A 12,469-nucleotide genomic window follows, 5' to 3' on the forward strand; every position below is an offset into this window, starting at 1 on the left:
GACCAGTACCCGTTCTTCGGTACGGCGGGGGCGGCTACCAGGCTTGGATGAGCGGGGTGCCGTGGGGGGTGGTGTTCCAGTGGGTGGTGGCGCGCTCGAGTTTGTCGGGGTTTACGGCTGAGCGGACTGCCGTGATGCCGTCGGGGGTGTGTTCCAGGTGGATGATGCCGACCACCCGGTTGTCGACGACGATCACGATGGACGGTTCGCCGTTGGCGACGTCGGCGTAGACGTCGGGGCTGCCGCCGATGTAGGAGCGCTTGATCTCGGCGGGTTTGAACAGGCCGCGCAGGAACGTTGCCACGGCCTTGGCGCCGACGAAGGCGCTGGCGCGGGCGGGGACCTTGCCGCCGCCGTCGCCGAGGGCGATCGCATCGCCGGTCAGGAGCTTGACCAGGGGTTCGGTGTGGCCGCTGGTGGCGGCGGCGAGGAACTCTTCGACGATTCGGCGGGCGGTGGCCTGGTCGACCTCGGTGCGGGATTTGCCGTCGGCGACGTGTTGTTTGGCGCGGTGGAAGGTCTGCTGGCAGGCGGTCTCGGTCATGTCGAGGATCGCGGCGATCTCGCGATGCGAGTAGCTGAAGGCCTCGCGCAGTACGTAGACCGCTCGCTCGTTCGGCGTCAGGCGCTCCATCAGGACGAGTACGGCGATCGAGACGGAGTCACGCTGTTCGGCGGTTTCGAGCGGGCCGAGCATCGGGTCGCCGGCGAGTAGCGGTTCCGGCAGCCACTGGCCGACGTACGTCTCGCGCCGGGCGCGGGCGGAGGTGAGCTGGTTGAGGCAGAGGTTGGTGAGCGCCTTCGTCAGCCACGCCTCGGGGACCTCGATCCGGTCCCGGTCGGCGGCCTGCCAGCGCAGGAACACTTCCTGTACGGCGTCCTCCGCCTCAGTGGCGGAACCGAGCATGCGGTAGGCGATAGCGCCCAGCCGTGGTCTGGAGGCCTCGAAGCGGTCGACATCGCTGACTGTCAGGGACACCTGCACAAGACTAGTCAGGCAACCGCCGTCGCGTGGTAGAGCGCGGCCGCCTGGGTCCGGCTGGTGACGTCGAGTTTGGTGAGGATGTTGGCGACGTGGAATTTCACGGTCGACTCGCTGATGTGGAGCTCGTCGGCGATGGACCGGTTGCGCGAGCCCTCGGCAATGCGTTCGAGGACCTCCAGTTCGCGGGTGCCCAGCGCGGCCAGCGGGTCCTCGACGGGGTGCGGCGTGGCACCGGCTTTGAGGATGATCCGAGCGGTCAGACCCCAACCGGGGACTGCTTCCAGATCCAGCTGGCCGTCGCCCAAGCGAAGTCGTTCGGAGAGCTGACCTAGAACCAGTACGCCGTTCAACTCGCCCGGACCGTCGTCGCGGACGGTGGCGTGCAGGTCGGTGCCGTTCCACTGCCAGCCGACGCGGATCCGCCGTACGGCGTCCTGAGTTAGCATCGCCAGGACCACCGAGCGGACTGCCACCCGGGCGGAATGCGCGAGGGCGCCGGGGATGAGCTTGTCGTTGCCAGGAGCTTCGAGTTCGAGCTCGACGGTGGTGTGGCGCAGCAGACCCTGGAGTGAATCCGCGAGCCGGTCGAACGCCCTGCTGGCCGATTCCTCACCGTGGTACCGCTGATCCTGCCGGGTGTCCGCCCGCAGCTCAGCCAGCGCATTCAGCGCGAGCTCAACCGCGTTCGTCCGAGCGGTTGCGTCATCGACCCGCTGGTTCCGCAGTACGCCGAGGAGCGTGGCGAGCGTGGCTGCGTGTGCCTCACCCAGCTCCGCGGCCACCTCGAACCGTGCCGCGGCGACGGCTCGGGACTGCGCTGTCGCGCTCGGCTCGCCCCGCTGGGTCAGCCGGTACATGTGGGTCGTGACGAGGTCCCACAACGGCTGGATGAACGCGTCGACCTCGGGCGGAGCGGCGTCGTACTGGAGGAAGAGCAGGAGTGACCCGCGGGGTGCACGGTCGCTGGCCACGGCGAGGGCGTGGTGCTCCGAGCCGTTGATCGTCAGTACGCCGCGCCACGGGCGGCCCGCGGTCACAGTTCCGAGGAGACCGGCCAGCTCGGCGCCAGTGATCGCCCGGGCCAGCGACGGTTCGCCGTACGCGTAGACCGGCGTGGTCGCGCACTGACTGGCCAACTGCGCCACCGCTCGGTGCGGGATCACGTCGGCGAGCGACTCCGACAGCTTGTGCAGCAGCTCTTCCGGCGGCCCGTCGAGGATCTGCGTCGCGGCCGTGAGTACCTCGTGCATGTCTTTCAGAGTACGTCGGTTGATGTGTCCACCCGACCCCGTCCTTCGGCCAGTGCGCAACTGTCCGTTCGGCCAGTCGGGAATATCCGGTGACGGTAGAGCATTCAATTGAAGCATCAAGCAAATCTTCTGGAGGGCAGGCATCATGCAAGCGGTCGTGTTCGAGGAGTTCGGCGGTCCCGAGGTACTGACGGTGCGCGACGTACCGGAGCCGCAGGCAGGACCAGGCCAGGTTCGGGTCAAGGTCCGGGCGGCCGGTGTGAACCCGATGGACCACAAGATCCGCCGCGGTTTCATGCAGGGGATGTTCGACGTGACCTTCCCGGCGACACCGGGTGTGGAGGTCGCCGGTGTGGTCGACGAGGTCGGCGAGGGCGCTGACTTCGCGGTCGGCGACGAGGTGACCGGTTGGTCCGCCTCCGGTGCGTACGCCGAATATGCGCTCGTGGGCAACGCGGCCCGGAAGCCCGAGGGGGTCAGCTGGGAGCAGGCCGTCGGTCTGCCGGTGGCCGGTGAGACCTCGCAGCGGGTGCTCGACGAGCTCGGTGTGAAGTCCGGCGAGACCATCCTGATCCACGGCGCCGCCGGGGCCGTGGGCTCGATCGCCGTACAACTGGCTGTCGCTGCCGGTCTGACGGTCGTAGGTACGGCCTCGCCGCGCAACCACGACTTCCTGCGGTCGATTGGCGCAACGCCGGTCGAGTACGGCGACGGTCTGGTCGACCGCGTCCGCGCAGCGGCACCGCAGGGGATCGACGCGGCCTTCGACACCGCGGGCAAGGGCGGTCTCAAGGAGTCGATCGAGCTCATCGGAGGACTCGAGCGCGTCATCACGATCGCCGACTTCACCGCCGGTGAGCTCGGTGTCCAGGCATCCGCGGGCGGCACCACGACCCCGGAAGCAGCTCGCGCCGGTCTCGAGGCTCACCTCGCAGCGGCCGCCGCCGGCACGCTCACCGTCCGCATCGCCGACACCTTCGGCCTGGCCGACGCCGCCAAGGCCCAGCAAGTCAGCGAAGACGGCCACCCCCAGGGCAAGCTCATCATCCAGCCGTAATTCTGTGGTCCCGCGGCTGACTGTGTCCCTACAGTCAGCCGCATGACCAATGTTCTGTCTGCTGTTGCCTGGCCGTATGCCGACGGCCCCCGGCATATCGGCCATGTCTCCGGGTTCGGTGTGCCCTCCGACGTGTTCAGCCGGTACTCGCGGATGGCCGGTCACGACGTACTGATGGTGTCCGGAACCGATGAGCACGGTACGCCGATCCTCGTGCAGGCCGAGCAGGAAGGCGTGAGCCCGCGCGAGCTGGCGGATCGGTACAACCGAGTGATCGTCGAGGACCTGCAGGGACTGGGGTTGTCGTACGACCTGTTCACCCGGACCACCACCCGCAACCACTACGCCGTCGCCCAGGAACTCTTCAAAGTCGTTAACCGCAACGGATATCTCGTCCCGCGGACCACGCAGGGCGCCATCTCGCCGTCCACCGGACGGACGCTGCCGGACCGCTATATCGAGGGCACCTGCCCGATCTGCGGGTACGACGGCGCCCGGGGCGACCAGTGTGACAACTGTGGGAACCAGCTGGATGCGATCGATCTGCGCAACCCGCGGAGCCGGATCAACGGTGAGACCCCGCTGTTCGTCGAGACCGAGCACCTCTTCCTCGACCTGCCCGCACTCGCCGACCAGCTCGGCGGCTGGCTGCAGACCCGGTCCGGTTGGCGGCCGAACGTCCTCAAGTTCGCCCTCAATCTGCTGGATGACGTGAAGCCGCGCGCGATGACCCGCGACATCGACTGGGGTATCCCGGTGCCGCTGCCGGGCTGGGACGGCAAGCGCCTGTACGTCTGGTTCGACGCGGTCATCGGGTACCTGTCGGCCAGCATCGAGTGGGCCCGCCGTACCGGCGATCCGGAGGCCTGGCGGCGCTGGTGGTGCGATCCTTCCGCCGAGTCGTACTACTTCATGGGTAAGGACAACATCACCTTCCACGCCCAGATCTGGCCGGCCGAGCTGCTCGCGCACAACGCGGCCCCGGGCCCGTACGGCGTACTGAACCTGCCGACCGAGGTGGTCAGCAGCGAGTTCCTCACGCAGGAGGGGCGGAAGTTCTCGTCGTCGCGCTCGGTGGTGATCTACGTCCGCGATGTGCTGGCGCGGTACGGGCCGGATCCGTTGCGCTACTTCCTGTCGGTCGCCGGGCCCGAGACGCAGGACACCGACTTCACCTGGTCCGAGTTCGTCCGCCGGAACAACGACGAGCTGGTCGGCACCTGGGGCAACCTGGTGAACCGGACGGCCTCGATGATCAACCGCAACTTCGGCGCGATCCCGGCCGCGGGGGAGCTGACCGTCGCCGACCAGGAGTTGATTGCCAAGAGCAACCAAGCGTTCGGTGCGGTCGGCGATCTGCTCCGGCAGCATCGCGTCAAGCAGGCACTCGGTACGGCGATGGGCAACGCTGCCGACGCGAATCAGTACCTCTCCCAGCAGGCGCCCTGGAAGGAGTCGGACCTCGATCGCCGGGGCACGATCCTGCACGTCGCGGCGCAGGTGGTGGCCGATACGAACCGCCTCCTCGCTCCCTTCCTTCCGCACTCGACCCAGCAGGTCCACGCCACACTCGGTGGTACCGGCGTCTTCGCCCCCAGCCCCGAGATTCAGGAGGTCGACGACCTCGACGGCGGACCGGCGTACCCGATCATCACCGGCGACTACACCGACCAGCCCCGGTGGGCCTCGGTGCCGGTCGTCCCCGGTACGCCGGTCGCCCCGCCGACCCCGATCTTCAGCAAGCTCGGCCCGGAGATCGTCGAGGAGGAATTGGCGCGTTTGTACAAGCGCGACTGACAGATTCAGTCGTACGGTCGAGGCATGACTGACTATCTGGCACGAGCTGAGATCGACATCGAGGCGACTCCGGAGCGGGTCTGGGCGGTACTGACCGATCCGGAGCAGCTGAAGGAGCTGTGGTTCGGGGCGGAGGTGGAGACGGACTGGGTGGTCGGTAGCCCGATCACCTGGACCGGCGAGTGGGAAGGGAAGCCGTTCCAGGACAAGGGGGAGGTCCTCGAGGTCGACCCCGGGCGGCTGCTGCGGTTCACCCACTTCAGCCCGCTGACCGGACAGGACGACGTACCGGAGAACTACCACACGCTGACCTGGACGCTGGATGGATCGACCCATCTGACGTTGACCCAGGACAACAACGGGAGCCCAGAAGAGGCTGAGCACTCGACTGGCATGTGGACCACACTGCTCGGCAAAGTGAAGAGCGCTGCCGAAGTAATCTAGGCCGCATGGGTGCAGATGGTGTGGAGGTCGAACGGCCGACGCGGGAGCGCGCGGCGGTCAGTGAGGACGGGCGATCGCGGGACCGGACCAGGCCGGCGGTGCCGGATCCGCTGCCGATGAGCGTGGTCGACGCGCACTGCCATCTGGACATCGCCGATGGTGAGGACGGGGCCTGGTTGAGCCCGGCCGAGGCGATCAAGCTCGCCGCCTCGGTGGGTGTCACGCGGATCGTGCAGGTCGGTTGCGATCTGCCGGGCTCGGCGTGGGCGGTCGAGGCGGCGACGCAATATCCGAATCTGATCGCCGGTGTCTCGCTGCATCCGAACGAGGCGCCGAAGCTGAAGGCGGCCGGTGAGCTCGACAGCGCGCTCGCCGAGATCGAGCGGCTCGCCCAGAGTTCACCGAAGGTCCGGGTGATCGGTGAGACCGGTCTCGACTACTTCCGGACCGGCGAGGACGGTCGCGCCGCACAGCACGAATCGTTTGCCGCGCACATCGAAATGGCCAAGCGGCTCGGCAAGACGTTGATGATCCACGACCGCGACGCGCACGACGACATCCTCAAGATCCTGGACCGCGAAGGTGTCCCGGATCGCCTTGTCATGCACTGTTTTTCGGGTGACACCGAGTTCGCGCGGGAGTGTGTCAACCGCGGCGCGTTCCTGAGTTTCGCCGGGGTCGTCACCTTCAAGAACGCCAACTCGCTGCGCAACGCGCTCGCCGTGACACCGCTCGACCACGTGCTGGTCGAGACCGACGCGCCGTACCTGACGCCGTCTCCGCACCGCGGGCAGCCGAACGCGTCGTACCTGATCCCGCACACGGTCCGGAAGATGGCCGGCACCCTGAACATCTCGGTCGCCGAGTTGTGCGATGCGCTCAACAAGAACGCCGATCGGGCGTTCGGAGGGACCTGGTAGATGGAGTTCAGTGAGGTGGTCCGGCGGCGCCGGATGGTGCGGAACTACGACGCCGACCGGCCGGTCCCGGACGAAATCCGCGAGCGGATCCTGGAAAACGGTCTCAGGGCCCCTTCCGGCGGGTTCACCCAGGGCTGGGCGTTCCTGACTTTGGAGGGTGCCGACCGTGATCGGTACTGGAACATCACGGCCAAGGACCCGGATCCGAAGTATGTGGAATGGATCACAGGGCTGCGCCGAGCGCCGCTGCTGATTCTGGCCTTCGCGCACAAGGACGCGTACCTCGATCGGTACACCGAATCCGACAAGGGCTGGACGGACCGCGACGAGGCCCGCTGGACGGCGCCGTACTGGTATGTCGACACCGGCATGGCGTCACTCCTGATGCTGCAGACAGTGGTCGACGAAGGCTTGGGAGCATGCTTTTTCGGGCCTCCGGCCGAGACTGTGCCGGCCTTGCTGGCCGAGTTCGGCGTGCCTGCCGGCTTCGACCTGATCGGCCTGATGTCGGTCGGCTACCGGGCCCCGGACAAGCGGTCGCCATCGCTGAGAAGAGGGCGCCGTACGACGGCCGAAGTGGTGCATCGGGGGCAGTGGGGGAATCACGGGGTGTAGTGGCTCCATTACACCTTTTTGCGACTCGCCGACCAGAGGATTGGCGTTACCGCGACTTCTTCGTTATGGTCCCGTGATGTTGGCCGGGATCGGGGAAGATGCCGGACAGCACGCCCCTCGGCGTCGACCGTGGTAGCCGGACCTCCAGTCCGGACATCGCTGCCGGTGCCTGTGCTGTCCCACCTCGTGCCCGGGTAGCCCTACCTGGGAGCTTTAGTGCGTAAGTCCATCATCGCGGCAGTCGGCGCGACAGCAGCGTTCGCCGTTATCGGTGGCTCTGTCGCCTACGCCGCGAAGAGCAAGACGGTCACTCTCTCCATCGACGGCCAGGTGCAGAAGGTCCACACCTTCGGCTCCACCGTCTCCGACGCCCTCAAGGCCGAGAAAGTTCAGGTCGGTGACCACGACGTGGTTGCCCCGGCGATGAACACGAAGCTGCAGGACGGCCAGGAGATCGCGGTGCAGTACGGCCGCCAGCTGACCGTGAACGCCGACGGCGTCAAGAAGGCCTTCTGGACCACGGCCGACACCGTCACCGAGGCACTCGCCGATCTGGGTCTGCGATACGACAGCTCGGCGTTCTTCTCCACCAGCCGCAGCGCGCCGATCGGGCGCGAGGGACTGGACCTGGTCGTCAAGACCCCGAAGACCGTGTCGATCGTCCGGCAGGGCAAGGCAGCGACCTCGAAGCTGATGGTAACGACCGTCGGTGAGGCCCTGACCGCCGCCAAGATCGCGTGGGACAAGGACGACAAGATCACCCCGGCACCGGCCACGGTGCTCAAGTCGGGTGTGAACACGATCGGCTTCGTCAAGGTCGACCTCAAGCGGGTCACCAAGAGCGAGAAGATCGCCTATGGCAGTGACAAGACCGAGTCCGCCACGCTGACCGAAGGCACCAAGAAGGTCACCGCGCCGGGCAAGGCCGGTTCGAAGAGCGTCACCTACCTGTACACGTACCTGGACGGCAAGCTCAGCGCCACCAAGGTCGTGACCAGCAAGGTGCTCACCGAGGCCGTCGACGAGCAGGTCACGGTCGGTACCAAGCCGAAGCCTGAGGCTCCGGAGCCGCCCCCCAGCGGTAACACCGGCGTCTGGGACCGGATCGCGGAGTGCGAGTCCGGTGGTAACTGGGCCTCGAACACCGGTAACGGTTACTACGGTGGTCTGCAGTTCAGCAGCGGCACCTGGGCCGCCTACGGTGGCCGGACCTACGCGGCCAACGCGCACCTGGCGAGCAAGGCTCAGCAGATCGCGATCGCCGAGAAGGTTCGCGCGGCGCGCGGTAGCTACGCCGACTGGCCGGTCTGCGGCAAGCGGGCCTGAGCTGCAACACTGACGAGGTGACCTCGTCTGATTCATCCACTTCCGCCGGACCGAGACTCCTCGGTCCGGCGGAAGTGCGTTCACTGGCCGCCGCGCTCGGCGTCCGCCCGACCAAGCAGCGCGGCCAGAACTTCGTCATCGACCCGAACACCGTCCGCCGGATCGTTCGGGCCGCTGACCTGTCCGCCGACGGCGAGACCGTGCTGGAGGTCGGGCCGGGGCTCGGGTCGCTGACGCTGGCATTACTTGCCGAGGGCCACCGGGTGACCGCGGTCGAGATCGACCCGGTGCTCGCAACCGCGCTGCCGTCGACCATCGCGACGTACGCGCCCGATCAAGCTGCTGCCTTCACCGTGGTCGAGGCGGACGCGATGACGGTCACCCCGGCCGAGATCGGTTCGCCGACGGCTTGCGTGGCCAACCTTCCGTACAACGTCGCCGTACCGGTCCTGTTGCACCTCCTGCAGGTCTCACCGTCGCTGCGGCACGGGCTGGTGATGGTCCAGTCCGAGGTCGCCGACCGGCTCGCGGCCCCGCCCGGTTCGCGCACGTACGGCGTACCGTCCGCAAAGGCAGCCTGGTACGCCGAAGTGCGGCGCGCGGGTCCGGTCGGGCGGAACGTGTTCTGGCCCGCCCCGAACGTCGACTCCGGGCTGGTCGCCTTCGCGCGCCGTGAGCCCCCGGAGACGATTGCGTCGCGGGAAGAGGTGTTCGCGGTGATCGAGGGAGCCTTCTCGCAGCGCCGCAAGACGGTCCGCTCGGCGCTGGCCCGCTGGCTGCCCGACCGCGCCCAGCTCGACGAGGTGTTCCGCATCACAGGCATCGACCCGGGCCTGCGTGGCGAGATGCTCGGAATCGCCGAGTTCGCCGCCCTGGCCGGCGCACGTCACTCCGTCTCGCCTGCCTGAGGCACTAGCCTGTGCCCGTGCCACCTTCTGCTGAGGTCACGGTGCGGGCGCCGGCCAAGATCAACCTGGGTCTGTCGGTCGGTCCGCCGTTGCCGGACGGCTTCCACCCGGTGGCCACGGTCTACCAGGCCGTGGCGCTGTACGACGACGTGACCGCCGTACTGCGGGAGGACGACCCCGCGATCTCGGTCGAGATCAACGGTGACTTCGCGGACGAGGTGCCGACCGACGACACCAACCTCGCGGTCCGGGCGGCGCGCCTGCTGCAGGCGGAGTACGACGTCGAAGAAGGTGTCGAACTGACCATCCGCAAGACCATCCCGGTCGCGGGCGGCATGGCCGGCGGCTCGACCGATGCCGCGGCGACCTTGGTGGCCTGCAACCGCCTGTGGGGCCTGCAGCTGTCCCAGACCGAACTGCAAGGACTCGCGGCCGAGCTGGGCAGCGACGTACCGTTCTGCCTCGTCGGCCACACCGCCCTCGGCCGCGGCCGAGGCGAGCAGGTCACCGAAGTGATGTCCCGCGGCGTCTTCCACTGGGTCTTCGCGATCGCCGACGGCGGCCTGTCCACCCCCGCGGTCTATGCCGAGCTCGACCGCCTCCGCCCGATCCGCCGCGTCGAACCACCCCAGGTCCGCCCCGAACTCATGTCCGCCCTCCTCTCCGGCCGCCCCGAAGCCCTCGCCATTGCCCTCAGCAACGACCTCCAGGCAGCAGCCCTCTCCCTCCGCCCCGAACTCGGCGACACCCTCCAGTTCGGCCTCGACCAAGGCGCCCTGGCCGCCATGATCTCCGGCTCCGGCCCCACCTGCCTCTTCCTCGCCGCAGACTCCCGCTCCGCCGTAGACCTAGCCGTAGAACTAGCCGAATCCGGCCTCTGCCGCATGGTCCGCCAAGCCGAAGCCCCCGTCCCCGGCGCCCGAATCCTCCCCACCTCAGTCACCCGGTAGCGGCCATTCCTGTGCAGGACAACGTTCACGAGGCGAACCGCCCTCGGCGCACCGGACGAGGGTCACTCGCCGGCCGCATCGACTGGTCCGACAACTGGGATTCCCCGGAGCTCAATGAGCAGATCGCAGACGACTTTGCCGTCGCAACCTGAACGGAGGTAGTTGACCATGGGCTGGACCGAAGAGCCGCCGTACCACGTCTTCACCGACCCGGCCTTCGTCCTCCGCCTGCTCCTCGACCCCGGCGAACCCCTCGACCAGGTCTGCAACATCGATGCCTTCCTCGAGGTCCCCGGCAAAGGCACCTGGGCCGCGACGATCCTCACCGTCGACGAAGTACGCCGCCTCCTGGACCGCCGACGTACCACCGGCGAAGGCTCGTACTTCGCGGGAGTCGACGACCTCATCGTCCGTGAACCGGGCCTCGATTCGATCGTCGCCGCCGTCCGCGACCTCGTGAAAGACGGCTCGTACGAAAGCGTCCTGGTCAAGTGCGACGACGATCCGCCGGGCCCCTGGGGAAGGTTGGCGGAATTCGCAGGCATGCCCGCGGCGGACGTCTCGGACGAGCATGTTCGCTGGCGGATCTATCAGAAGGCCATCTTCGGAGACGACCTGGAATCGCTTCGTCAGGCAATCCGCTCAGAGCCTGATCCGAGCCTCGCTGTCTGCGTCGTCCTGGCTGCCATGGAGAATCACCCGAACGACCGCGCCACCTGGGTGGACCTTCTAGCTCCGGAGCACCGCGCACTGCCCACCCAACGGCTCGCGGACCTCGAGACCCTCGAGCCGTTCGAGACCGTCCCGCACCATGCGGTCATCGACGGTCTCCGCACCTGGACCGACTGGCTCCAACGCCGAGTGGTCATCGCGACCTTCGAGCCCACCGTCCTCGAGGCGCTGGCCACCCACGCCCGCACGAACCGCGTCAGATCCACAGCAACCCAGCGCTTGACCGCTGTACAGGCTGCCCGCCGAGACCCACTGACTGCCCTTCGTGCACTTGTCAGAACGATCCGGCAAACCAGCACCGAAACCCTGGTCGACGAGGCGGTCCTCGAAACGGGGATGGAGCGCGTCCTCCGTCTTATCCACCAACATCCCGCCCACCGTCCGCGGTTCGAGTCCGAGCTCATCGCACTCCTCAACCCCGTGCATGCCGGTACTACCGAGCTCATCTCCTACTTGATGCACGACCTCCGTTGGCCCGCCGTACAGACCGGCATCACCAACCACCTCGCTGCGCCTAGCGACGTCAGCTACGTCCGGCGCTACGAAACAATGCTCGGCGCCTGGCGAGCCTGAACCGCGGACCCAGGTGATCCAGTCGCGCCGGCCGCACCGCGAGTGGATCCACTCTGCTGACAGCACTCGACTGTACGCACCGTGCCGCTGGCAAACGTTGTCCAGCAGCAAGGTCCTTCCACTCGACGCCGATTCGAACACTGGGTTCAGTGGCGGGCGGCCGCGGCAGGCTCGCTCTGGCAGCGGACGGTCGCGGTGTGGTGGGAGGCTGAGTACGCCGACCTGCGGCTGGATGGGCTGCTGGGGAATGCGATTCACCCGTGGGGGTTGCTCGGCGCGCCGGTGACTGCCACGGTTCGTGATCCGGAGGAGACGCCGTACCTGACTGGGTCTCCGGATCTGTTGCTGGCGAAGGTGTTGGCGGAGAGCTGGGTACACGGCGTGGTTGTGCCCGTAACGCGAACAGCGCCCGAAGTCCGTGGGGGACTCGGGCGCTGCGGGTGGGGTCACTTCTTGGTGATCTCGAGGTGCTGCTGCTTGGTGACGAGGCCGGCGACTGCTACGCGGAACTGGTGCTTGCCGACGCGGGAGGTCTGCACGTAGACCGAGTAGGTGCCCTTCGAGGTGACCTTGGTGGTCGCGGGGAAGTTGACCCACTTCTTGCCCTCGAGGCGCTGGACCTGAACCTTGGTGTTCTTGGCGATACCGGTGGTCTTGCCGAAGTAGCGGACCTTGGACCCGGCCGGCACGATCCAGTCGCTGCCGTCGATGGTGACGGTCTTCTTGACCGCGGCGGTGGAGGCGGTGACCGTGGTGCTCTTGGTCTCGGCGTTGGCGGCCGTGGCGCCGACGATCCCGACCACCGCACCGGCCGCAAGACCAAGCCCGGCAGCAGTGGCAGCAACCCGACGAACCAACTGAGAACGAACGCGCATGATAGTGATTTCCCCTCGTAGGCAAGGACTCCCAGTG

The 12,469-nt window shown here is 67.5% G+C and carries 12 protein-coding genes; 9 read left to right on the forward strand and 3 right to left on the reverse strand.

Annotation, left to right across the window (positions count from 1 at the left end):
• Positions 1–34: 34 nt before the first annotated feature.
• Positions 35–979, reverse strand: coding sequence for an RNA polymerase sigma-70 factor (locus tag E1261_RS36975; RefSeq protein ID WP_132414398.1), 945 nt, complete (start codon positions 977–979; stop codon positions 35–37).
• A gap of 14 nt (positions 980–993) precedes the next feature.
• Entirely contained in the window at positions 994–2,235 is a 1,242-nt protein-coding gene (locus tag E1261_RS46635; RefSeq protein WP_165952769.1) for a helix-turn-helix transcriptional regulator, read from the reverse strand.
• Between the two features lie 145 nt (positions 2,236–2,380).
• Between E1261_RS46635 and E1261_RS36985 the strand changes: the two genes are divergently transcribed.
• The 9 genes from E1261_RS36985 to E1261_RS46135 all read left to right on the forward strand — a co-directional run bounded on the left by E1261_RS36985 (position 2,381) and on the right by E1261_RS46135 (position 11,557).
• A complete protein-coding gene (locus tag E1261_RS36985; RefSeq protein ID WP_132414400.1) occupies positions 2,381–3,292 on the forward strand; it encodes an NADP-dependent oxidoreductase in 912 nt (303 codons plus the stop codon).
• A gap of 42 nt (positions 3,293–3,334) precedes the next feature.
• A complete protein-coding gene (metG, locus tag E1261_RS36990) occupies positions 3,335–5,089 on the forward strand; it encodes a methionine--tRNA ligase (protein ID WP_132414401.1) in 1,755 nt (584 codons plus the stop codon).
• Positions 5,090–5,113: 24 nt separating this feature from the next.
• Positions 5,114–5,533: an SRPBCC domain-containing protein gene (locus E1261_RS36995; RefSeq protein WP_132414402.1), complete on the forward strand. Its 420-nt coding sequence runs from the start codon at positions 5,114–5,116 to the stop codon at positions 5,531–5,533.
• Between the two features lie 5 nt (positions 5,534–5,538).
• Entirely contained in the window at positions 5,539–6,453 is a 915-nt protein-coding gene (locus E1261_RS37000; RefSeq protein WP_132414403.1) for a TatD family hydrolase, read from the forward strand.
• Positions 6,454–7,068: a nitroreductase family protein gene (locus E1261_RS37005; protein ID WP_132414404.1), complete on the forward strand. Its 615-nt coding sequence runs from the start codon at positions 6,454–6,456 to the stop codon at positions 7,066–7,068.
• Between the two features lie 216 nt (positions 7,069–7,284).
• Positions 7,285–8,394 carry a resuscitation-promoting factor gene (locus tag E1261_RS46980; RefSeq protein WP_132414405.1) on the forward strand — a complete coding sequence of 370 codons (1,110 nt, stop codon included), beginning with the start codon at positions 7,285–7,287 and terminating at the stop codon, positions 8,392–8,394.
• A gap of 17 nt (positions 8,395–8,411) precedes the next feature.
• Complete coding sequence (gene rsmA / locus E1261_RS37015) at positions 8,412–9,302, forward strand: 16S rRNA (adenine(1518)-N(6)/adenine(1519)-N(6))-dimethyltransferase RsmA (protein ID WP_132414406.1); 891 nt, start codon at positions 8,412–8,414, stop codon at positions 9,300–9,302.
• A gap of 11 nt (positions 9,303–9,313) precedes the next feature.
• A complete protein-coding gene (locus tag E1261_RS37020; protein WP_132414407.1) occupies positions 9,314–10,252 on the forward strand; it encodes a 4-(cytidine 5'-diphospho)-2-C-methyl-D-erythritol kinase in 939 nt (312 codons plus the stop codon).
• Positions 10,253–10,420: 168 nt separating this feature from the next.
• Positions 10,421–11,557 carry a hypothetical protein gene (locus tag E1261_RS46135; protein ID WP_202875364.1) on the forward strand — a complete coding sequence of 379 codons (1,137 nt, stop codon included), beginning with the start codon at positions 10,421–10,423 and terminating at the stop codon, positions 11,555–11,557.
• Between the two features lie 446 nt (positions 11,558–12,003).
• On the opposite strand, the gene E1261_RS37030 is transcribed toward E1261_RS46135, so the two are convergent.
• Entirely contained in the window at positions 12,004–12,432 is a 429-nt protein-coding gene (locus E1261_RS37030; protein ID WP_132414408.1) for a hypothetical protein, read from the reverse strand.
• Positions 12,433–12,469 lie beyond the last annotated feature (37 nt).

Source organism: Kribbella albertanoniae (assembly GCF_004348455.1).
GTDB classification, from domain to species: domain Bacteria; phylum Actinomycetota; class Actinomycetes; order Propionibacteriales; family Kribbellaceae; genus Kribbella; species Kribbella albertanoniae.